Consider the following 22,601-nt stretch of genomic DNA (forward strand, 5'->3'; position numbering starts at 1 on the left):
CGATATCGGCGAACAGACGCAGCGCTGCCCCTCGACCGCGGTCGAGGGGCAGCTACGTGTCTGTTGGCGGGAGGAAGTCAGCCGATCTTGCGGTCGCGGCTTTTGCGACGCGACGCCAACTCGTCCTCGGGTGAGGCGATGGACTCCCCGCCGTCGGCGCGCTCGCCCGGGAAGTCGGCGATGGTGCCGGTCAGCTCGCGCATGGCGCCCGACACCGCGATGCCGAACACACCCTGGCCGCCCTGCAGCAGGTCGACGACCTCTTCGGCCGAGGTGCACTCGTAGACCGTGGTGCCGTCGGAGAACAGGGTGATGTTGGCCAGATCCTGCACGCCGCGCTGACGCAGGTGGTCGACCGCGACCCGGATGTTGTGCAACGAGATGCCGGTGTCCAGCAGGCGCTTGACGATCTTGAGGACCAGGACGTCCTTGAACGAGTACAGGCGCTGACTACCCGATCCGGCGGCGCTCCTGATGGAGGGAACCACCAGTGAGGTGCGGGCCCAGTAATCGAGCTGACGGTAGGTGATACCGGCGATCTGGCAGGCGCTGGGACCGCGGTAACCCACCAGCTCGTCGGGCACGGAGTCGTCGGGGAACAACCCGCCTTGCACGGGTTCGCCGGCCGGCCTGACGGGCGGCTCCGCGCCGCTCCCGGTGGTCAGATCCAACTCTTCCTGCCGTGGCGTGTCACCCACTGTGAATCCTCTCGCCGTTCGAACTCGCCCGCACCGCACTGCCATGTCCTGCAACGCGGCAATCTTCAACGCGACGGTTTGCTGCGAACTCGAATGTGTCGAGCATACGCTTCCCGCCGAGCCCTGATTGCCCGCTGCGAAGAAAGTATGGGGCCCGAATTCCCGCCCGATTGTCTCCCGCGCCGCGTGTCGACTCCGGTATACCCACTTGAGACGTACCCGTGATCTGCGACTGAACAGCGGCGCCGGCGTCGGTCATGTCGCCTTGAAGTCGTCCGGCGAAACGCTGTCGAGGAACTCCTTGAACTTCTCCACCTCGTCCTCACGCACGGTTCCGGCGGCCTCGTCGTCGTTCTCGTCGGGAATAAGCAGGCCGGCCTCGGCCAGCACCGCCTCCTCGACATAGATCGGGACGCCGACCCGCAAGGCGATCGCCACCGAGTCCGACGGCCGGGCTGAGACCTTGATGTCGCGGTCGAAGATCAGGTCGGCGTAGAAAGTGCCTTCTTGAAGGTCGACGATCCGCACCTCTTTGAGCGAATGGCCAAGGGCGGTAATGACATCTCGGATCAAGTCGTGGGTGAGGGGCCGGGTGGGCTCTACGCCCTGCTGCTCCAGCGCGATCGCTGCAGCCTCCGACTGCCCGATCCAGATCGGCAGGTAGCGGTCACCGTTGGACTCCCGCAAAAGCAACACGGGTTGGTTCTGCGGCTGTTCCACCCGAATGCCGACCACGCGAACCTCAGCCATCTGTGCCTGCCCTCCGCACCGCCGTGCCGTTTCGTCGAATCTTCGTCCGTCGCGCAGTCCGCCTCCCGTAGCCAGGAGTCCCGACTCAGACGAACTGGCCGTCAAAACGAGTCTAGTCCTCAGCGATCCAGAACGTCGCGTACGGCGGACTTGATCAAAGACGTGTGCAACGTGATCGCCAGGGCGGCCACTTCACGGGCCAGGTCGTCGGCCCGGTCGCGGGCTCCGGCCTTGCCCGCCTTGCCCACTGGGCCTGCGATCTGGGCGATCAGGTCGGATTGCCGATCCGCCGCCGAGCGGAACGCCCGCAGGTGCCGGGGCTCGACGCCGTAGTCGCCGAGGGCCCGTGCGCACTGGGCGATCACCACGGAATGTTCGTCGAAAAACCCAGCCGGCCCGGCAGTGATGATGCCGTTGCGCAACAACGCCCCCAGCATCTCTTCATCGATGCCAGACCGAGTCAACAGGTCTTCCCGGGACAACCGGACCTGGGTCGGCGCCACCGCCGAAACCCCGGCGGCGCCGTCCGGCCCCTCGGCGCCCTCGGACACCGGCACCAGACGAGGCACCCCATAGGTGGTGGACCCGGCCTGGGGCAGCTCGCCGTCGGGTTGAGCGTCCAGCTGCGCCTTGATCACCTTCAGTGGCAGGTACTGGTCACGCTGCGCGGTCAGGATGAACCGCAGCCGCGCACAGTCGTACGCGGTGAACCGCCGGTATCCCGACGCGGTCCGCTGCGGCGTCACCAGCCCCTCGGCCTCGAGGAACCGGATCTTGGAGATGCTGACGTCCGGGAAGTCACCCCGGAGCAGGTCCAAGACTGCACCGATCGACATCCCGGCCAGTGCAGGTCTGTCGGGGGCAGTCATGGGCTAGCTGGTCTGGCTGCTGTCGTCGTCAGAACGGGGACCGGTGAGGAACACCAGGCGGAACTTCCCGATCTGCACCTCGTCGCCGTTGGCGAGCACTGCCGAGTCGACCGGCTCGCGGTTGACGTATGTCCCGTTGAGGCTGCCGACATCGACAACCTGAAACTCGCCGCTCTCCAGCCGGAACTCGGCGTGCCGACGGCTCACCGTCACGTCATCGAGAAAAATGTCGCTGTCCGGGTGACGCCCCGCCGAGGTGGTCGGCTGATCGAGCAGAAAACGCGATCCGGCATTCGGTCCGCGCTTGACGACGAGCAATGCCGAACCCGCGGGCAGGCCCTCGACACCGGAAACGGCACCTTCGGTACCGGCCGTTGCGGGCGCGTCCAGTTCGTTCAGAAAGTCCGCACGGAATACCGATGTGGTCTCTACCGTCACGTCTTCCGACTGGTCGGCCCCCAAATTGCTGTCCTTGTCCGTCACCCGCTGCTCCTCACTGGCTGCTGTGGCGTTGCCCGGCGTGGCCCCAGCCCATCGTCGGTCTCACGTCGACCGTACCGCGCATCAGGCATCATTGGGTCCACCACCGCCGGATCCGATGGGGAAGATATCTGCGCGCCGGGTACGGCCCAACCGGTCCTGGCGACCGGCCCACGAAACCCTAACAACTCCTTACTCGGTGACGGCGGCGCGGTAGCCGTCCGCGTCGAGCAAACCGGCCAGCGCATCGTCGAGGGCACCGTCCTCGAGGCGCAGATCGACGAGCCAGCCTTCGCCATAGGGGTCGGAATTGACCAGCTGCGGGCTACCGTCCAGATCGCCGTTTACCGCAACGACTTTCGCCGCCACGGGGGCATACAGGTCCGACACCGACTTGGTGGATTCGACCTCGCCGAACGCATCACCGGCGGCCAGCTGGGTCCCGACGTCGGGCAGCTGCACGAACACCACATCGCCGAGTGCGGACTGCGCGTAATCGGTGATGCCGACGCGCACGGTGTCGTCACCGGTGCGCAATACCCACTCGTGCTCCGAGGTGTAGTACAGGTCGGCTGGGATATCGCTCACGGCGCTCCTTATGGTCTCCGAGGTGGGCTGCTGTGCTCACTTGACGGGCTGAGCGTATTGGCGTGGTTTCGGTTGTCGCAAGGCGGTCACGTCCACGCGCTCGGCCTGTTGTACCACCATCGCGCCGCCGACCCGCTTCACACTGTCCATCGCCCCACCGGGAATGTTCATCGCAGCCGCCAGAGTCGGCGGATCCCCTATCGCCAGAACCGAATACGGCGGGCGCAGGGTCACATCGTCGACCGCAAGCTGCCCCGCGGGCCCGATGATCCAGGTGTCCAGGCCCACCCGCACCGCGGACTGCTGATCACCGCCGCGGATCTCGATCGCCTCGGCCCCGGCCGCACGCAGCTCGTTGATCACGTCGAGCATCGTCTCGGCAGGTACCCCGGGCGCGTCGTCTTCGATGGTGAGTGTCACCCCGGGCCCCGTCGCGGCCACCGTCCCGATCTGGATGGACAGTGCCTCCAGCCGGGATTGGGCATTCTCGATCGCGGCCTGATCACTGCTGCCCGAGGCCTGTAGCTGCTGCAGCGTCCGCTGCAGATCGGCCACCTCGGTGTTGAGCGACGCTTCTCGTTGCTGCAGGGAATCGAGCAGCACGAGTAGATCCGCCGGCCGCGCGGTCTCCAGCGAATCCCCCGACTCGTTCTGGCGCACCTGTGTGACGATCGCCATACCGAGCAGGATGCACAGCAGCACCCCGAGGCCGCCGAACACGAGCTGTGAACGGCTGCGGCGCACGATCCGTAGGTTGCGGAACCGGCGTGGCGAGACATCGGCGGGCATCTCATGGCGGCCGTGGTGCTCGCCGTGATGTTCAGGTGGGCCCGGCTCGGCGGTGCCGGCCGGCGGATCCGGCTGGGCCGGGGATTCGGATTCGGAATCGCTCATGTCAGGCGCCGAACAACCTGCGCCGCAGTGCGGCGGCATTGCCGAAGATCCGGATGCCGAGCACCACGATGATCGCCGTCGACAACTGGGTCCCGACACCGAGCTGATCGCCGACATACACGATCAGCGCCGCCACCAAGACGTTGAACACGAACGACACCACGAACACCTTGGCGTCGAATATCCGCTCAAGATAGGCCCGCAACCCGCCGAAGACCGCGTCCAGTGCCGCCACCACGGCGATCGGCAGGTACGGTTCGACGAACTCGGGAACGCTCGGATGGAACACCAATCCGAGTACGATTCCGACGACCAGTGCGACGATCCCGATCATCTAACGGTCAATCCTGTGCACGTCAGGCCTATCCAATCTGTTTGGCGAAGTTGACATCCCGCACCGACACCGCGGGCACGGTCAGGCCGTCCCCCGCACTCACGTTCACCCCGACTCCGTAGGAAGTCTCCAACAACCGCAGCCGCTGCAGCCCCGGGGTGCGGTCGAATGTGTCGGCCATCCCTTTCGGCGGTCCGATCGCCACAATGACATACGGACTCGTGATCGGTTGGTTGTCGACCAGAATCCCGCCGCCCGCCTGCCGGATCGTGACACCCGAGCCGACCCGCACACCGCCCACCGAAACCGCCTCGGCCCCACTGGCCCACAGTGAATTCACCACCAGCTGCAGATCGCGGTCCAGGATGATCTGCTGACCGCCGGCGACCCGCTGTTTCGACACGTCGCTGAGGTCCTTGGACAGACCGGGATCCGTGACCGTGACGGTCAGGCCGGGGCCGATCATCGGGACCGCGGCGGCCTCGATGTTGGCCGTGTCCAGGCTGCCGAGCAGGTGCTGGCCGTTCTCGTCCATCCCGAGCCTGCTGCGCCGCTCGGCGTCCAGCTGATCGCCGAGTGCGTCACGCTCGGCACCGGCGGTGTCGGCGGCGATCTGAGCTGCCCGGACCCGACCGGCCAACGTGTGCTGAGCTTCCCGGGCAGCCGGGGCCGCTGTCTGGGCCTGACCGGCGGCCACCGCGATCACCGTGGCGATAGCGGCCGCTCCGGCCAACAACCATGCGATATCGGTGCCCCGCCGGCGCGTCCCGTCACCGGCCTCCCGGGCCGCAGCGGCCGCGGCGTACCCGGGGTCGAGGTGCTCGGACAACAGGGACCTCAACAGCGAGGGAAGCGGAAGTCGCTTGGGGGCGTGGGCCTCATGGTCGTTGAGCCCGGCCCCCGACTCGTAGCCGCCCAGCGTGCTCATCGGCCCTGAACGGGGAGTTGTCGCACCACCATCGTCACCTGGATCAGGTAGAGCACCGCCGACCACAGGTACAACGCCACGCCCCACAGCAAGAAGGCCCATCCGCAGGCCAATGCGACCCGGCTCCACGTCGCGTCCCACTGACCGAGCAACACCCAGGGGAAGCCGGACATCAGCGCGAAGGTGGCGGCCTTGCCCAGATACGTCACCGGCAGCGCCGCCAGTCCGCGCCGGCGCAGGAGCGGCAGCGTGGCGGCGAGCAGCAGGTCGCGGCCCAGCAGGGTCAGCACCAACCACCACGGCACCACGCCGTACAGCGCAAGGGCCACCGGAACCGTGATCATGTAGATGCGGTCGACGAGTGGATCGAGCAGTTCGCCGAGCCGCGACGACTGGTTGTCGACCAGGCGCGCGATCTTGCCGTCAGCCCAGTCGGAGAACCCGCTGAACATCAGAACCGCGACGGCCCACCCGTTGGCGTGCGCACCGAACAGCAGCCACAAGAACACGGGCACCAGCAGCAGGCGCAGCACACTGAGGGCGTTGGGCACAGTGAGTACCCGGTCGCGAGCGTCAGCCGGCGGCGGTGCGCTCCTGCCCTCGGGAGCAGGCGCGTGGTCCATGCCCTAAAACCTAGCGGAACACACCCGGCAGGCTCAGCGCCGACATGGTGTCGTCGTTGAGTGGATTGTCGTGGACCATGTAGGTCCACGTCGAGGTCGGCCGCGCGAGCTTGGACAGATCGATGCCCGGCTCGGCCTCGATTTCCTCCGCGGTGTCGAAGGTCTGTTGGGCGGCTTCGATGGCGTCGGCCGCCAGCGAGGCGAACGCGTCGACGGCCATCCGGTGGAATTCGTCGAGCGGGTTCTGTCGGCCCAGGGCCCGCAGGTGGATGCTCTCCCGGATGTCGGCGAGGAACGCCAGGTGATCGCACCAGCCCCGGTCCAGGTGATACAGCATGATCAGCCGGCAGATCTTCTCCAGCTTCTCCTCGCCGTCCTCCCCCAGTTCTTCGGCCAGCTTGGCGTAGCGCTCGGGTGACCGGGCCTTCAGCTCCTGGCGCGCGGTGTCGGTGCGCAGCAGGGTTTCGCGACGGTCAACGATGATGGCGCGCTGCTGGGCGATCAGCTGGTTGTAGCGCCACGTGTTGGCGTGCACGTCGAGCAGCCTGCCCTCGGCGACGCGCTGGGCATGGTCGAGCAGACCCGCGGCCTTGGGCGCGATGATGCGGCCGTCCTCGTCGGTTTCTCCTGGCAGCTTGGTGTCGTCGAGATGCGACGCGACGACCTCGTCGTCCCAGCTGGAGAAGAACACCGTAGAGCCCGGGTCGCCCTGGCGCCCGGCCCGTCCGCGCAGCTGGTTGTCCAACCGTTCGGTGTGGTGACGGCCGGTCCCCACGACATGCAGCCCGCCGAGCTCGGCCACCTTCTCCTTGTCCTCCGAGTCGTCGCCGGCGTCGGATCCACCGAGCCGGATGTCGGTGCCGCGACCGGCCATCTGAGTGGACACCGTGACCGAGCCCAACTTGCCTGCCTCGGCGATCACCGCCGCCTCTTCGGCGTCGTTCTTGGCGTTGAGCACCACGGCGGGCACACCCGCCTTGACCAGCCTGCGGTGCAGGTCCTCGGATTCGGCGACGTCGTGGGTGCCGACCAGCACCGGCTGACCGGTCGCGTGGACCTCGGCGATGTGTTCGACGATGGCGTGGTTCTTGGCCGCCTCGGTGAGGTAGACCCGGTCGGTCTCGTCCTCGCGGATGTTGGGCTTGTTCGGCGGGATGGGCGACACCCCGAGCTTGTAGAACTGGCGCAGCTGCTCGCCTGCGGCCAGCGCGGTACCGGTCATGCCGCACACCGTGGGGTAACGGTTGACCAGTGCCTGCACCGTGATGGTGTCGAGCACCTCACCGGTTTCGGTGGTCTCGATGCCTTCCTTGGCTTCGACGGCGGCCTGCAGGCCGTCCGGCCAGCGCTGCAGCGAGGCAATGCGCCCGCGGGACGCGTTGATCAGATGGACCGCGCCGTCGCGGACGATGTAGTGCACATCGCGCTGCAGCAGCACGTGCGCGTGCAGGGCGACGTTGATCTCGGTGAGCGTGGTGGCGACGTGCTCCTCGGAATACAGGTCGATGTTGCCCAGGCGGGCTTCGAGCTTGCGGGCTCCGGCCTCGGTGAGGTGCACGTTGCGGTTGTCGTCGTCGGTCGCGAAATACGCATCGGAATCGGTACCGCTGATCAGCTCGCCGACCATCTGGATGATCTCGACGCGTGGCTGCTCGCGGTGGCTGGTTCCGGCCAGCACCAGCGGCACCAGGGCCTCGTCGACGAGCACCGAGTCCGCCTCGTCGATCAGGGCCACGTCAGGATTCGGAGAGACCAGGTCGGCGACATCGGTGACCAGCTGATCGCGCAGTACGTCGAAGCCGATCTCGTTGACCGAGGCGTAGGTGACGTTGCACTCGTAGGCTTTACGGCGCTCCTCGGCGGTGGAGTCGGCGGTGATCCAGCCGACGGTGAGCCCCAGCGCCTCCAGCAGCGGGGTCATCCACTCGGCGTCGCGGCGGGCCAGGTAGTCGTTGATGGTGATGACGTGGACATGCCTGCCGCCGATCGCATAGCCGGCCGCGGCGATGGCTCCGGCCAGGGTTTTGCCCTCACCGGTGGCCATCTCGACGACATCCCCGGCCAGCATGCGCAGCGCTCCGAGCAGCTGCACATCGAACGGACGCAGGCCGGTGGTCCGCTCGGCGGCTTCGCGGGCCAGCGCCAGGAACTGCGGCATGTCCGCGGATGCGGCGAGATCCTGCAGTTCGAGCAGTTTGGCGGCCTTGGTCAGTTGCTCGTCGTCGAGGCCGGCAGCCTTGTCCTCGAAGCTGGCTGCTCCCTTGACCTCCGAGAGCGACCGGGCCTCATTGCGCTCGGTACTGGCCCCCAATAGCTTCCAGAACTTGCTGCTCACGCGGCCCGGTTTGGCGCTGGACGTCTTTGGCACATGTTCACGGTACGCGGACGCGCCGAGTACCCCCGAGCATGACCCCGAACTGCGTCGACCGCCGACACCCAGCACGCCCGGGACGGCGGCGCACAGGCTCACACCGATATGTCGGGGTACTTTGCCCGCATGGAGATGTTCAGCCCGACCCTCGATTGGGGCAACGAGCTTGCGACATCGCTGGTGTGGATCGCCAAAGCCTGGCTGATCGCAGCGGTGTGCGCTTTGGTGATCCTGGTCCTGATCGCCCGGTTCACCGAGTGGGGCCGGCAGTACTGGCGCATCACCAGCGGGTATTTCACCGGGCGCGACAGCGTGATCGTGTGGGCCTGGCTCGGGGTGCTGCTGCTGTCGGTGATCACCGGCGTGCGACTTGCGGTGCTCTTCAGCTACCAGGGCAACGACATGATGACCAGCTTCCAGGTGATCGCGGGCGGCATCTCCAGCGGCAACGAGGCGGTGAAGGTCTCGGGTAGAGACGGCTTCTGGCTGTCGCTGGGCGTCTTCGCGCTACTGGCCGCGATCCATATCGCCCGGATCATGCTGGACATCTATTTGGCCCAACGGTTCATGCTGCGCTGGCGGGCCTGGCTGACCAGCCGGCTCACCGGTGACTGGCTGGACGGCAAGGCCTACTACCGGACGCGGTTCATCGACGACACCATCGACAATCCGGACCAGCGCATCCAGGCCGACATCGACACGTTCACCGCGGGCATCGATTCGCTGCCGAACCGTCCCAGTGCCGGCTCCACGAGCACCCTGCTGCTCGGCTCCATCTATTCGGTGGCCTCGATGATTTCGTTCACCGCGATTCTGTGGAACCTGTCCGGAGAAGTGACGTTGCCCTTCGTCGACATCGACCTTCCGCGGGCCATCTTCTGGATCGGCGTCGTCTACGTCTTGTTCGCCACGGTCGTGGCCTTCTGGCTGGGCCGGCCGATCATCCGGCTGGCCTTCAACAACGAGAAGTACAACGCGGCGTTCCGCTACGCGCTGGTGCGGCTGCGAGATGCCTCCGAAGCGGTGGCCTTCTACCGCGGGGAGATCGCCGAGCGCACGGGGCTGCGGAAGCTGTTCGCACCGGTGGTGTCGAACTACCAGCGATACATCAACCGAATGGTCAAGTTCCTGGGCTGGAACAACTCGATCGACCAGGCCCAGGAGCTCATCCCCTACATCGTGCAGTTCCCGCGGTTCTACAGCGGCGAGATCACCCTGGGCGCGTTGAACCAGACCGCCAGTGCCTTCCGCAACCTGCTGAGCGGGTTGTCCTTCTTCCGCAATGCCTATGACCAATTCGCCGGTTATCGGGCCGCGATCATGCGTCTACACGGGCTCGTCGCGGCCAACGAAGAGGCCAGGGCGCTGCCCGAGGTGACCACCACTCCCTGTGTGGACGGCACCGTGAAGCTCACCGACGTCGAGGTGCGCACACCCGACGGCAGGCAACTCATCAACCCGCTCGATCTGCACCTACAGGTCGGCGACACGTTGGTGATCACCGGCCGGTCGGGCAGCGGCAAGACCACCTTGCTACGCAGCCTCGCCGAACTGTGGCCGTTCACCTCGGGCACGTTGACCCGCCCGTGCGGGCCGAACGAGACGATGTTCCTTTCCCAGTTGCCGTACGTGCCGCTGGGCGATCTGCGCGCCGTGGTCAGTTATCCGGGTGAAGAGTGCTCCGTCGATGACGAAACACTCAAGCGCACGCTGGAAGAAGTGGCGCTGGCGCATCTGGTCGACCGGCTGGACGAGGTCCAGGACTGGGCCAAGGTGCTGTCTCCCGGTGAGCAGCAACGGATCGCGTTCGCCCGGATCCTGCTCGTCAAGCCCAAGGTGGTGTTCCTCGACGAGTCCACCTCGGCGCTCGACGAAGGCCTGGAGTACATGCTGTATCAGCGGGTGCGCACCCAACTGCCGGACACCATCCTGGTCAGCGTCAGCCATCGGACCACGGTCGAGCAGCACCACACCCACCAGCTCGAGCTCCTCGGTGACGGCCAATGGCGGCTCGGCCGGGTCGACGACGACGCGGCCGGCCTGGTCAAGCAACCCTGATCGGGCGGTAATTCCCGGTAACTTCCAGGGGTATGGAGATGTTCACCCAGTCACTGGACTGGGGCAACGAGATCCTCGCGTCACTGGTCTGGGTCCTCAAGGCCTGGGTGATCGGTGCAGTGGCACTGGTCGCCGTGGCGGCCGTCCTGGCACACGTGACCACCTGGGGCCGTCAATTCTGGCGAGTCACGGGCGCCTATTTCCTTGGGCGCGAAAGCATTCCGGTGTGGGCGCTACTGGGGGTGTTGCTCTTCTCGGTGATGCTGTCGGTGCGGATGGACGTGTTGTTCAGCTATTACGTGAACGATCAGACCACAGCGCTGCAAGTGGCGTTCTCCGGAGCAGGTTCGGGCAATGAAGCGGTGCGCCGTTCGGGCATCGACGGATTCTGGCATTCGATCGTGATCTTCGCGATGCTGGTCACGGCCGACATCACCCGCACGTTGCTCGACCTATATCTGATGCAGTACTTCATCATTCGCTGGCGGGTCTGGCTCACCCACCGACTCACCAACGACTGGTTGGATCAGCGGGCCTACTATCGCGGCCGATTCATCGGTGGTTTCGGTGGTACCCCGATCGACAACCCGGATCAGCGCATCCAACAGGACATCGACGTCTTCACCACCGGCACCGGACCCGAGACCAACACACCGACCGTCGCCACCGCACAGACCCTGGTCTTCGGGTCGGTGTACTCGATCGTCTCGGTGGTCGCGTTCACGCCGATCCTGTGGAACCTTGCCGGCCCGTTGACGATTCTCGGGGTGACGGTGCCCAAGGCGTTGTTCTGGATCGCCCTGTTGTGGGTGGCGGTGACGACGGTCGTGGCGATCTGGATCGGCAGGCCGATGATCCGTTTGACGTTCCGCAACTCGCTCACCAACGCGGCGTTCCGGTACGCGCTCGTGCGGATCCGTGACGGCGCCGAGGCGGTCGGCTTCTATCACGGCGAGCGCACCGAACGCGGCACGCTGGCAGATCGGTTCGCCAAGGTGATCGCGAACTACCGCAGGCTCGTGGTGCGTGGGGTCGCGTTCCTCGGCTGGAATCGGTCCATCAACCAGATCATCGATCCGCTGCCGTTGATCGTTCAGGCGCCACGGTTGTTCGCAGGTCAGATCACCTATGGCGATGCGCTGCAGTCGGCGGGCGCGTTCAACAACGTGCAGAGCTCGTTGAGCTTCTTCCGCTCGGTGTACGACGCGTTCGCCGGGTACCGGGCCGCCATCATCCGGCTCGACGGTCTTGTCACGGCGAACGAACAGGCAAGGGCGCTACCGCGATTGGACACCGCGGTGAGCACCAACGGCGGGGTCGAGCTCGAGCACGTCCAAGTGCGGTCACCCGACGGTGAGCCGCTTCTGCACAACCTCGACATGCGACTCGCGCCCGGTGATTCACTGGTCATCACCGGGCCGTCCGGCACCGGGAAGACGACGCTGCTGCGCAGCCTGGCGCGGCTGTGGCCGTATGGATCCGGCACGGTGCGCTATCCCGAGCAGGGCGAGGTGATGTTCCTGTCCCAACTCCCCTATGCCCCGCTGGGCGATCTGCGGACGGTGGCCAGCTACCCGTCGCCGACGGGTAGCTACGGCGACGACGAGATCCGGGCCGCCCTCGAAGCGGTCGCGCTGGGAAACCTGACCTCCAGGCTGGACGAGGACGCCGACTGGGGAAAGGTGCTGTCCCCGGGCGAACAACAGCGGATCGCGTTCGCCCGGGTGCTGCTCGCCAAGCCGTCGGCGGTCTTCCTCGACGAGGCCACCTCGGCGCTCGACGCCGGGCAGCAGCACGCGCTGTATACGACCCTGCGCAGCGAGTTACCCGGTTGCATCGTGGTCAGCATCAGCCACCGCGACAGCGTCAACCGGCTCCACGACCGTCGCCTGGAACTGCTCGGCAACGGTCGGTGGAACCTCGCCCCCGTCGGCTAACGTGCTGCCGCGTGGGTACCGGCGCGGCGCCCGAAGAACGACCCTTCGCCGAGTTGGACGCCACTGGCGTATCCCTGGCCGTCCTGGGCGATGTTGGAGGCACAGGCACCCGCCGCGTACAGGCCGCCGATGGCGCTGCCGTCCGCCCGCAGCACCTCGCCGTCGACCGATACCGTCAGGCCGCCCATGGTGAATCCCGAGTACATGGCGACACCGAGCGACAGGTCGAAGGCGGCGTACGGGCCGGTGTCCTGTGCGGCGATGTAGTCGGGTTGCTTGTGGAAGTCGGGATCCTCGCCGGCGGCGGCGTTCTTGTTGTAGCGGTCCAGCGTCGCCGCGAGGTTCCCGGCCGGGATTCCCAGTGCTTCTTCGGCTTCGGCGATCGTCTCGTATCCGTCGATGAACTGGATCAGCGGCATGGCCGGCATCTCCATGTGCGCCTCGTCCACGATGAGGTAGGCCTGCTGGTCGGGCTGCCGCAGGACGAACGCCGAGGTGCGGGAGTGGTAGGAATCCTCGGCGACGAACCGCTGACCCTGGTTGTTGACGATGACGCCGGTCAACAGGATCTCCGGCGGGTAGGCCGCGGCGGTGATGAACAGCTGATCCATGCCGTTGGCCACGCCGCCTGCCGCGACACCCATCCGGATCCCGAGGCCGTCGTCGTTGGGGTTGCCCAGGATGTAGGGCTCGACCTCACCGTGGTGCTTGGTGCGACGTTTTTTGCCGAGCGCCGGGGTGTATTCGGCGACCATCTCGGGATTCATCGCGAAGCCACCGGCGGTGATGATGACGGATTTGGCTTTGACACAACCAGTTTCGCCGAAGTGCTTCCATTTCACCCCGACCACGGTGCGCTCTTCCGGATCACCTTCGACGATCAGGTTGGTGGCCCCGACCTCGTAGCGGATCGTGACACCCAGGGCCTCAGCGCGTTTGAGCAGGAGATCGATCACCATCGCTGCGCCGCCCAGCTCACCCGGCACCGGGACCGAGTGCCCGCGCGGTGCCGGCTTGGCTTGTTCGATGAACGGCCACACCTTCTCATTGCCGGTGTAGGACAGCCCCTCGGTGCCGGGCGGCACCACCACCACCTTGCCCGGGTAGAAGCTGCGTTCGAACTGGAAGCCCAGTGCCTCAAGCCAATTGAAGTGTTCGACGCTGCCGTCGCAGTAGGCGCGGATCTTGTCCAGGTCAGGTTCGCGCGAGACGGCCACCAGGTACTTGTACATCTCGTCGGCACTGTCGGGATGCCCCGTCGCTTCCTGCACGGCGGTGCCACCGCCGAGATAGAAGTGCCCACCGGCCATCGAGGTGGTGCCGCCGGCCGCGGCCGCCTTCTCCAGCACCAGGACCCGGGCGCCCTGTGCCGCGGCACTGACGGCTGCGCAACCTCCGGCGATGCCGAATCCGACCACCACGACGTCGAACTCGTCGGACCAGGATTCGACGGCGTCGACCTCGGAGGCCTCTAGGACCGCGGGGATTTCCTTCACTGCTGCTCCTGTTTCACATAGTCGAAGAACGCCCGGATCTCGGGCGGAATGTAAGCGATCTCCAGATACGGCACCCCGGCCGCCGGGGACGACAGGTAGGCGAATCTCATGCCTCCGGGCATCTCGCCCTGGCAGACAACGGGTGTCCCCGCACCTTCGGCATCCCGCAGCTTGGCGTCGAACGCCTGCGCGTCGGCCGCCTCGATGCAGATGTGGTGCAGGCCGGCCCCGTGCCGGTCGAGGAACTCGGCGTAGACACTCTCACCACGCACCGGCGCGATCAGCTCCAGTTGGGTGTCGCCGGCGTAGCTGAGCGAGATGTCGGCCACGAAGTCCGCGGGCCGGCCGCGGTGGATGCAACTCTGCGGACTGAAGTGCACTGCGGGCATACGGACCCACCGGCGCGCCCCGAGCAGGGTCGACAGCGCCCGTTCGGTGGCATCCAGATCTGCGGTCACCCAGGCAATCTGGACAGGTGTCTGATCAAGCATCGCCATGAGAATATCGCCCTCACGGCACGAAAGCTAGAACGTGTTCTAGTTCTGCGATTCGCCGGTCAGGGCTGCCCGACGAGGTTCGACACCTCGCCGGCGAGCGGCGCGCCGCCACCGCGTGCCTGCCCACTGGCGTTCTGCCACGATACGGCGGCCGGATAGTTGCCCCACGTGCTGTTGAACATCCCGACGATGGCAGCGCGGCCATCCGGTGTGATCACGTACACCGGACCTCCGGAATCACCCTTCTGGCTGACCACGCCGTTGGCCATGGTGAACCAGCCGTTGTTGACGGCCTGGACGGTGCCACAACTCTCCCCGGTGACCACGCCGAAATGACAGACGGGAGCCCCGGCGGTCGGGACCACCGCGGCATCCTCCACCAGCATCCGCCCACCCGGCAGGATGTTGTTCACCACGACATCGCCGGCCAATTGGATCGTCTCCCAGTCGGAGATCATGTGATTGGTGTCGACGGTGGCACCGTCGGGCGTGTTGTCCTGGAACGCACCCATGTGCCCGATGAAATTGCCGTCCCGGTCGCCCACCGGCCCGTTGCCACGGCAATGACCCGCGGTGAACCCGACCCGGCTCGCCGGGTCCACGAAGCCCAACGTGCAGACGTTGGTGCCCTGCCGGATCTCCATCCCGGGGTACACCAGCGAACCTGCCGCGACGGCAGTCGGCGCCGGACATACCAGCAGCCCAACCACCGGAACCCCCGCCATCGCCCGCATCACCCCACCTAGCCACCTCTGCACGGCCGGCCTCCCTCGCTATCGGACGTGGTGAACGTCACCCTACCGATTTCAATATCGGTCCGACGGCAACTTCGTTACCGGGGGTACCCGTATCGACGCGCTGAAAATCGAGTAGGGGGCCGGGTTGACCGGCCCCCTCTCACACCACCGGACGTGCGGGCCTCGCATCCGGCGGTTCGTTAGGTCGCTTGGAATCGAGTCCAGGCGTGGTGAAAGAAGATCAGGCCCAGTTCCTCCCAATACGAGTTCGGAAGGGCCCGCTGCAGGATGGGTGAGCCCGCGATACGCCAGTAGCCGCGACTGCTCATCCCCCACTGCCAGGCCAGGTCGGCCCGGATCCCGAGGGCATGCAGATTCGCAACCCTGGTACGGGAGCGCTTCCATTCCTTCCAACGGATCTGGCGCATCCGACGACGAAACCATTCATCCAGATCCCTGAACTTGCGCGGGGTATCCGCCAGGCGGAAGTACCCCATCCAGCCCCGGACGTACTGGTTCAGCCGCGTGATGCGGAACTGCATGGACACACTCCACTTCCGAGACGTCAACATCCGGATGCGAGCTTTGGCTCGTTGCCACGCCTTCGGCGCGACCCGAATCTTGACCCCCGACGCGGTGAAGTAAAACCCGAACCCCAGCAACACAGCTGTCGTTGCCGAAGCGATCGAGGACTTCGTCCGGTTCACCTTCAACTTCAACCGCCGTTCCAGCAGCGCCGTACTCTGTTCGAGCACCCGCTCGGCCGCCCGTTTCGATTTCACGAAGACCCGGATATCGTCGGCATACCGGATAAACCGATGCCCACGCGCCCAGAACTCCTGATCGAAATCATCGAGCATGATGTTCGACAACAACGGCGACAAGGGCGACCCCTGCGGGGTTCCCTCGTTCACCGGCTGCCGCACACCGTCGGCCATAATCCCCGCCTCCAAGTAACGGCGGATCAGCTTCAGCAGCCGCTTATCGTTCACCTTCCGCGCAACCCGGGCCATCAGCACGTCATGGTTGACCCGATCAAAGAACGCATCCAGATCAACCTCGACCACCCACCGATACCCCTGCTCGATCACCAACCTGGCGACCTTCACAGCGTCATGGGCACTTTTACCCGGCCGGAACCCATAGGAGACCGGTACAAAACCCGGATCAAAGATCGGAGTCAGCACTTGCGCGATCGCCTGCTGGATCAACCGATCCAGCACCGTCGGCACCCCCAACTTCCGTTGCCCGCCATCAGGTTTGGGAATCATCACCTGACGCACCGGCATCGGACGGTACGTGCCCGCATCCAACGCCTCCCGCACCGCAGCCCAGTTGCTCCGGCACCAATCACGCAACTCCTGCGTACTGACACCATCCACACCGGCCGCGCCGCGATTGCGTTCGACACGTCCCAACGCAACAGCCAGATTCGCAGGCGCAAACACCTGCACCCACAAATCCTGGCCGTCCCTGACGTCCTCCCCGACACCCACCGAGACACCACTACGCACAGACGACGGCACTTCCGGATTCACCGGTCCCTCCACTCCGTCTGCCCCGCCCACAGCGGGCTGGCTGCGATCATCGCAATCCCCACGAGAAATGCCGCTTCAAACCATCAATTCCCAACGTTCAGCCCTTCCCAGCCATCACGATCACATTCCCGCTGGTACTACGACCTCTGCTGACTTCTGCCCCATCAACACCACCCTCACGAACGATGTCGCTCCGACACCAACGCCGACGCACTGGAACAGATCTCCCCAGATAAGAACATTCACTTTCGTCCTACCGCCGCCGCATTTACACACCAGCCGTTTCGGTGGAACGGGCTTCACCATCTCATGCTGGCTCACCCCAACTGGCATGCCTTCTATGCGGTTCGTGTCCCTCGGTGCAGGACTTCGTCTCCGGCTTCCTTCCCACCCCACCTCACAGTGACGCAGTTGCCATCGACTCGGAGTTAAACCACCTTCACCTCCAGAGGACTCACACCTCCAAGCGAATGCCCATGCTGGGCGTACACGACGACGGCCCGGACCACGTGGTCCGGGCCGTGCGTCTGTGCGGAGTCAGGGAATCGTCAGAACCTGGCCCGGGTGAATCAGGTCAGGGTTGGCGACGCCGCTGGCATCGGCGATCTGCTGGTACTTGTTGCCGTCACCGTAGAACCGCTCGGCGATCGCCCACAGGGTGTCGCCCGAGACCACGGTGTAGGTGCGCGGCTCGGGTGCCGGCGGAGGTGGCGGCGGCGCGGCCGGCTCGGGTGCGGCAGCCGGTGCGGGCTCTTCGACCGCGGCCGGTGCCACCTCGGGCTCGGGCGCTGCGGCCTCGGGTGCCGGTGGCGGCGGCTCGGAGGTCTCGGTCTTGGAAGACCAGGCCGGCCCGTCGGCGGCGTACAGCACCAGGTTGCGGTCATCCTGGAGGACGAGCTTGACGTCCTTCTTGCCCTTGGTGTCGGTGTGCCACACGGGCTTCTCGGACGTGTACAGCACGAAGTTACCGTCGGTCTGCACCTCCGCCCGCACAACGTCCTGGCCGTTTGTGGAAGTCGACCAGACCGCTTCGTCGCGTGCGTACAGCACGAGGTTGCCATCATCCTGCAACGTCAGCGTGTATGCGCCGTTGTTGGAGGTGAGCGACCCCCCCTTCTCCAGCTTCTGCCCTTCGGTCAGTGTGTCTCCCACGCATTGCCCCTTTCTGGACCCTGATCCGGGTGGTACACCCCGGTTCAGTCGACCTTACTGATTCGAGGTTTGCTTTGGTGCCATTCGGCTCGGCCCGAATTCAAACGTCACACAAACACTGGGGAACACCGGGTGTCTCCGCCGGTGGAGTGCCCGAATCACGTACCGCGTCAATTCCGGTGTCGGCCAAAGGTTGTGGCAGCGCCCGGGGCTATCCTACCGACTGCGATTCCGGAAGGACGCCGGGCTGCCAGCCCGGCGGGCCGAATATGTAGCCCAACCGGTCCCGCACGCGGGGGGCCCGCTGGACGTCGCGGGCGATCGCCACATATTCGTGGGTCTGCAGCTTCCAGATGTTGAACGTCTCCACCGGCTTGGTCAGCCCGTAGTGCGGCCTGAACACCTCCGGCTGGAAGGTGCCGAACATCCGGTCCCAGATGATGAGGATGCCGCCGTAGTTGCGATCCAGGTACAGCTGGTCGCGGCCGTGGTGCACGCGATGATGCGACGGGGTGTTGAAGATGAATTCGATTGGCCGCCATAGCTTTCCGACACGCTCGGTGTGCACCCAGAACTGGTAGACCAGATTCACCGAGAAGCTGACGAACACCAGCCACGGTGGGATGCCGAGCAGCGGCAGCGGAATCCAGGCCAGGATCTCGCCGCTGTTGTTCCACTTCTGCCGCAGGGCCGTGGCGAAGTTGTAGTACTCACTCGAGTGATGGGCCTGATGCGTCGCCCAGATCAGCCGCACCCGGTGTGCCATTCGGTGATAGGCGTAGAACAGCAGGTCCACCCCGACAATCGCGATCACCCACGTGTACCACCGGTTTCCGGGCAGGTGCCAGGGCGCCAGGTAGGCATAGATGGCCGCATAACCCAACAGCGCCAGCAATTTCCATCCAGCGGTTGTCAGGATCGACACCAACCCCATCGAGATGCTCGCCCACGCGTCGCGGGCGTTGAACGCACCGGCAGGCGCCCGCTCGGATTCGAGGTGCTCCAGGCGGCGAGCTGCCACCCATTCCACGGTCAGCAACACCAGGAAGAACGGGATGGCGAAGAACACCGGGTCCCGCATCGGCGGCGGCAGGAAGTCCAGAACGGACCTGATCATGTCCATGTCGGTGCCCTTGTCTCAGCGGATCCGGCTCACCGGAAATTGAGGATCTGACTTCCCCAGGTCGCGTGCAGATCGCGGTCCAGGTCGGCGACGGTCTTGTCCTGCTTGTCGATCACCAGCGTGGCCCGGTCCTCGCGGCGGTAGGGCCGCCACACGGGTTCCCCCGCGGCACCCGACGGTTGCCCGGTGGCGGCGAAGTTGACCCAGCGGCGCCGCACCCGCTGCGACACCGCACGCCCGTGCTTGAGCCCACCCAGCTTGAACGTCGGATCTTTCGGTCCGGCAACGAGATTGCCCCAGACATAAGGCAATTCAGTGGCATGGGCGGCGCCGAGACGCAGCAGCCGCAGCATCGGGGTGGTGAAGTCGAAGCGGTACAGATGCACCGGGGCGACCGCACTGTGGCCCTCGGCGAACCACAGTGTCGGCATGCGGAAACCGATGTCGCGGGCCATGCCCAATCCGATTGCCTTCGGGCGTAATCCCGCATAGGCGGAAGTGATCTGGGCTTCGGTCGGCAGTTGCAGGCCGGGCTGTTCGGCCGCGATCGCGGCGAACATCGATCGCAATGCTCCGGGCGTGATCGGCATGAGCGGCGACTTCATCCACCGGAACACCGTGGCTTCGTGTTCGTTGGTCCCGATGATCAGCGGAACCGGGTGGGTGCGGCCCTCCCTCGCCGCGGCCACCGGATAGTCCCCAACCACGTCTCCGTCGACGATGGGCGCGAAAGCCAGCACGCCCGGTGACTGGCTCGGTACCGCGTCGTACACCTCTTTGGCCGCGGCCAGGAGTGCGGGTACCGGCACGCCGGACAACCGTGCGACGTCGTCCTCGATCCCCAAGCTCTCCAGGAACTGGGCGGCCACCGCACGGGAGCGCTCCGCGTCGTAGACCGACGTCGCGGGCGAGCTCTGCGCTATCGCCGCGCTGAACAAACCTTCGGCGGCCGGGCTGGCCAGCAGCGTGGTGACGATGCCGCCGCCGGCCGACTCTCCGAACAGCGTCACCCGCTGTGGGTCGCCGCCGAATGCGGCGATGTTGTCGCGCACCCACTGCAGCGCGAACAGCACATCGCGCAGGCCCAGGTTGGTGTCGAAACGCAGCCCCTTGGCGCCGGGGCGCCCGGTGAAGTGGGACAGGTCGAGGAAACCGAACGGGCCCAGCCGGTAGTTGATCGTGACCACCACCGCATCACCCTCGACGGCCAGGACCGAACCATTGTACAGCGGCTGGCTTCCCGAACCCAGGACATAGGCGCCACCGTGAACCCAGACCATGACCGGTTTGCCGTCGCCGGCCTCGGTTCGGCTCGGCGCCCAGACGTTGAGCACCAGACTGTCTTCGCCCTGGCGGGCACCGAGATCGAGCGGGATCCTCGGATCGGTGAGCTGTGGACACACCGGTCCGGGTGCGGTGGCGTCGGTGATCTCCTGCCGGTGCGCGGGTGGCTGCGGTGACCGCCAGCGCAGTTCACCGGCCGGTGCGGCGGCGTAGCGAATGCCCAGCCACTGTTTGACGGTTCCGTCGTCGGTCCCACGGACCGGGCCGTACCCGGTCTCGACGACCGGCCCGCCCCTGGTCTGGGCTCGTGTCGGATCGGTCATGCGGACTCCTCGGCAAAGCTTGGCGAACTCCCCCACGGTACTCATCGCGGCCGGCCGCTCGGATAAGTTGGTCCGGTGCGAACCTGGGCGTTGTTGGCTGCGGCCGTCGCCACCGAAGTCAGCGCCACCCTGTCGCTGCGCGCGTCCCAGGACCATTCGGCATGGCTGGTGCTGGTGGTGTCCGGCTATCTGGCCGCATTTGTGTTGCTGACCCTCGTGCTGCGGGCCGGCATGCCCGTCGGGGTCGCCTACGGCGTTTGGGGCGCGCTGGGCACCGCGGCGACGGCCGTGCTGGCCGCGGTGCTGTTCGGCGACCCGTTCACCTGGCCGATCGTGGCCGGCATCGGTTTGATCATCGCGGGTGTGCTGCTGGTTGAGCTGGGGTCGCATCCGCGTCAGGCCGAATCATGATGTGGCTGGCACTGATCGGGGCGATCCTGGTCGAGGTGTTCGCCACGCTCGCGCTGCGGGCCTCCGACGGGTTCCGCCGCAAGGTCTGGATCGCGCCGGTGATCGGCGGGTATGTGATGTCGTTCTATCTGCTGTGGTTGGCCCTGTCGTGGGGTGTGCCGGTGGGCATCGCCTACGGAATCTGGACCGCGTGCGGGGTCGCGCTGGTCGCCATCATCGCCAGGTTCCTGTTCCGGGAGCCCCTGACCCCGGTGATGCTGCTCGGCATCGTGCTGATCGTGTCAGGTGTGTTCACGATCGAGCTCGCCGGTGTCGTCCCGGCGCACTGAACGCGACGCCGGCTTTCGCGGCAGCACCCCGGCCAGCAGGGCCGCCACCACTCCGGCTACCGGCACTGTCAGCAGGCCTGCCCGCAACCCGGCGGCGTCGGCGATGAGGCCGACCAGCAGCGGAGCTCCGAAGAACCCGACGCGCATGAGCCAGGTGACCACGGTCAGCCCCGTACCAGGCCGCAGGCCGGGCAGCTGGTCGGCGCCGTGCATGGCGGCAGGCACCAGGGTGGCCACGCCCAAACCCGCGAGCGCGAAGCCGGCGATGGTGCCTGGGATGGTCGGCAACGCCAGTGCGGCTCCCATGCCCGCGGCGGCGATGAAGCCGCCTGCACGGGCCACGGCGGCTTGGCCGAACCGGTCGACCAGTCGGTCGCCGGTCAACCGGCCGATGAACATGAACGCCACCAGTGCGATGTATCCGAAGACGGCCGGCGCCGGTGGCGCATGTAGCCAGTCGCGCAGATAAAGCGTGGCCCATGAACTTCCGGAGTCTTCGACCGTGGCGCCGGCAATGGCGATCAGCACCATCGCGAGCAGCATCAGGTACACCTTGGCGCCGGCCTTGGTGCCCGGCGCGGCGTGTGTTGCCGGGTGGTTGTCGTGATCGGGGCCGGGCAGCAGGTAGCGGTAGGCGGCCAGGGCCACCGCACTCGACAACACGCCCACCACCGCGAGTTGGAGTCCCCGCGGAATCCCCAGCGCGATCGCTGCGGCACCGGTGAGTCCGCCGAGGATCGCCCCCGCCGCCCACACGGCGTGCAGCGAGTTGATGATCGAGCGTCCGTGTTCGCGTTGCAACCGCAGCCCGTGTGCGTTCTGGGCGACGTCGACCACCGAATCGCACGCGCCGGCCAGGAACAAGGCCGCGGCGAACGTGAGCGGCGTGCCCGCGACACCGGCCGCTACGACGAACGCGGCGAGGGCGACCGTGCCGATCACGGCGACTCGTGCGCTGCGGAACCTCCGGATCAGCATCGCCGCAGTCAGTCCGGCAACCAGTGCCCCGCCGGAGAAAGCGGCGACGGCCGCGCCGTACACCGCGTTGCCCAGATGCAGGTCGGTTTTGATCTCGGGATAGCGCGGCAGCAGGTTGGCGAAGATGGCCCCATTGGTCAGGAACAACGCTGCCACCGCGATGCGGGCCCGGCGCAAGGATGCCACTGAGGCGACACTACTGC

General features: G+C 66.2%; 22 protein-coding genes. 4 read left to right on the forward strand and 18 right to left on the reverse strand.

The features are described 5' to 3' along the window. Positions 1-77: 77 nt before the first annotated feature. The 10 genes from BKG60_RS12785 to secA2 form a co-directional block, all read right to left on the reverse strand. Positions 78-698, reverse strand: coding sequence for a MerR family transcriptional regulator (locus BKG60_RS12785; protein ID WP_070186501.1), 621 nt, complete (start codon positions 696-698; stop codon positions 78-80). A gap of 255 nt (positions 699-953) precedes the next feature. Beyond that, positions 954-1,448 (reverse strand): bifunctional nuclease family protein, encoded by a 495-nt coding sequence (locus BKG60_RS12790; RefSeq protein WP_070186502.1) that lies wholly within the window; start codon positions 1,446-1,448, stop codon positions 954-956. Positions 1,449-1,567: 119 nt separating this feature from the next. Further along, entirely contained in the window at positions 1,568-2,317 is a 750-nt protein-coding gene (gene ftsR, locus BKG60_RS12795; protein ID WP_070946148.1) for a transcriptional regulator FtsR, read from the reverse strand. A 3-nt stretch (positions 2,318-2,320) separates the two neighbouring features. Next, positions 2,321-2,800, reverse strand: coding sequence for a glycogen accumulation regulator GarA (garA, locus tag BKG60_RS12800; RefSeq protein ID WP_019346058.1), 480 nt, complete (start codon positions 2,798-2,800; stop codon positions 2,321-2,323). Positions 2,801-2,989: 189 nt separating this feature from the next. Next, positions 2,990-3,385, reverse strand: a complete 396-nt coding sequence (gene gcvH, locus BKG60_RS12805) for a glycine cleavage system protein GcvH (RefSeq protein WP_070946147.1) — start codon at positions 3,383-3,385, stop codon at positions 2,990-2,992. Positions 3,386-3,421: 36 nt separating this feature from the next. Beyond that, positions 3,422-4,279: a DUF881 domain-containing protein gene (locus BKG60_RS12810; protein WP_075909665.1), complete on the reverse strand. Its 858-nt coding sequence runs from the start codon at positions 4,277-4,279 to the stop codon at positions 3,422-3,424. A 1-nt stretch (position 4,280) separates the two neighbouring features. Continuing rightward, positions 4,281-4,613, reverse strand: coding sequence for a small basic family protein (locus BKG60_RS12815; protein WP_003882035.1), 333 nt, complete (start codon positions 4,611-4,613; stop codon positions 4,281-4,283). Between the two features lie 28 nt (positions 4,614-4,641). Continuing rightward, a complete protein-coding gene (locus tag BKG60_RS12820; protein WP_070946146.1) occupies positions 4,642-5,541 on the reverse strand; it encodes a DUF881 domain-containing protein in 900 nt (299 codons plus the stop codon). Further along, positions 5,538-6,164 (reverse strand): CDP-alcohol phosphatidyltransferase family protein, encoded by a 627-nt coding sequence (locus BKG60_RS12825; protein WP_070946145.1) that lies wholly within the window; start codon positions 6,162-6,164, stop codon positions 5,538-5,540. The genes BKG60_RS12820 and BKG60_RS12825 overlap by 4 nt, the downstream gene beginning before the upstream one ends. 10 nt (positions 6,165-6,174) lie before the next feature. Then, a complete protein-coding gene (secA2, locus tag BKG60_RS12830; protein ID WP_070946178.1) occupies positions 6,175-8,532 on the reverse strand; it encodes an accessory Sec system translocase SecA2 in 2,358 nt (785 codons plus the stop codon). A gap of 129 nt (positions 8,533-8,661) precedes the next feature. Between secA2 and BKG60_RS12835 the strand changes: the two genes are divergently transcribed. Continuing rightward, entirely contained in the window at positions 8,662-10,593 is a 1,932-nt protein-coding gene (locus BKG60_RS12835; RefSeq protein WP_070946144.1) for an ABC transporter ATP-binding protein/permease, read from the forward strand. Positions 10,594-10,625: 32 nt separating this feature from the next. After that, positions 10,626-12,530 (forward strand): ABC transporter ATP-binding protein/permease, encoded by a 1,905-nt coding sequence (locus BKG60_RS12840; RefSeq protein ID WP_070946143.1) that lies wholly within the window; start codon positions 10,626-10,628, stop codon positions 12,528-12,530. Here the strand turns inward: BKG60_RS12840 and BKG60_RS12845 are convergent. The 7 genes from BKG60_RS12845 to BKG60_RS12875 form a co-directional block, all read right to left on the reverse strand. Continuing rightward, positions 12,527-14,017, reverse strand: coding sequence for an FAD-binding protein (locus tag BKG60_RS12845; protein WP_423226854.1), 1,491 nt, complete (start codon positions 14,015-14,017; stop codon positions 12,527-12,529). The genes BKG60_RS12840 and BKG60_RS12845 overlap by 4 nt on opposite strands. A 5-nt stretch (positions 14,018-14,022) precedes the next feature. Further along, positions 14,023-14,517 carry a VOC family protein gene (locus BKG60_RS12850; protein WP_070946177.1) on the reverse strand — a complete coding sequence of 165 codons (495 nt, stop codon included), beginning with the start codon at positions 14,515-14,517 and terminating at the stop codon, positions 14,023-14,025. Positions 14,518-14,582: 65 nt separating this feature from the next. Continuing rightward, on the reverse strand, positions 14,583-15,248 hold the full coding sequence (locus BKG60_RS12855; protein WP_110765004.1) for an Rv1815 family serine proteinase: 666 nt from the start codon (positions 15,246-15,248) through the stop codon (positions 14,583-14,585). Between the two features lie 212 nt (positions 15,249-15,460). Then, the gene (gene ltrA / locus BKG60_RS12860; protein ID WP_239252666.1) at positions 15,461-16,756 is read right to left on the reverse strand and encodes a group II intron reverse transcriptase/maturase; all 1,296 of its coding nucleotides are present in this window, start codon (positions 16,754-16,756) and stop codon (positions 15,461-15,463) included. Positions 16,757-17,335: 579 nt separating this feature from the next. Continuing rightward, complete coding sequence (locus BKG60_RS12865; RefSeq protein WP_070946141.1) at positions 17,336-17,950, reverse strand: LysM peptidoglycan-binding domain-containing protein; 615 nt, start codon at positions 17,948-17,950, stop codon at positions 17,336-17,338. 211 nt (positions 17,951-18,161) lie between these two features. After that, positions 18,162-19,073: a sterol desaturase family protein gene (locus tag BKG60_RS12870; RefSeq protein ID WP_070946140.1), complete on the reverse strand. Its 912-nt coding sequence runs from the start codon at positions 19,071-19,073 to the stop codon at positions 18,162-18,164. 29 nt (positions 19,074-19,102) lie between these two features. Further along, on the reverse strand, positions 19,103-20,680 hold the full coding sequence (locus BKG60_RS12875) for a carboxylesterase/lipase family protein (protein WP_070946139.1): 1,578 nt from the start codon (positions 20,678-20,680) through the stop codon (positions 19,103-19,105). A gap of 75 nt (positions 20,681-20,755) precedes the next feature. Here BKG60_RS12875 and BKG60_RS12880 point away from each other — a divergent pair, with 75 nt between their 5' ends. Both BKG60_RS12880 and BKG60_RS12885 read left to right on the forward strand, forming a co-directional pair. Continuing rightward, positions 20,756-21,091 carry a DMT family transporter gene (locus BKG60_RS12880; RefSeq protein WP_070946138.1) on the forward strand — a complete coding sequence of 112 codons (336 nt, stop codon included), beginning with the start codon at positions 20,756-20,758 and terminating at the stop codon, positions 21,089-21,091. Then, on the forward strand, positions 21,091-21,420 hold the full coding sequence (locus BKG60_RS12885) for a DMT family transporter (RefSeq protein WP_070946137.1): 330 nt from the start codon (positions 21,091-21,093) through the stop codon (positions 21,418-21,420). Before BKG60_RS12880 ends, BKG60_RS12885 begins: the two co-directional genes overlap by 1 nt. On the opposite strand, the gene BKG60_RS12890 is transcribed toward BKG60_RS12885, so the two are convergent. Next, a complete protein-coding gene (locus BKG60_RS12890; RefSeq protein WP_070946136.1) occupies positions 21,373-22,584 on the reverse strand; it encodes an MFS transporter in 1,212 nt (403 codons plus the stop codon). The genes BKG60_RS12885 and BKG60_RS12890 overlap by 48 nt on opposite strands. Between the last annotated feature and the right edge of the window lie 17 nt (positions 22,585-22,601).

It is taken from the genome of Mycobacterium syngnathidarum (genome assembly GCF_001942625.1).
Taxonomy (GTDB): domain Bacteria; phylum Actinomycetota; class Actinomycetes; order Mycobacteriales; family Mycobacteriaceae; genus Mycobacterium; species Mycobacterium syngnathidarum.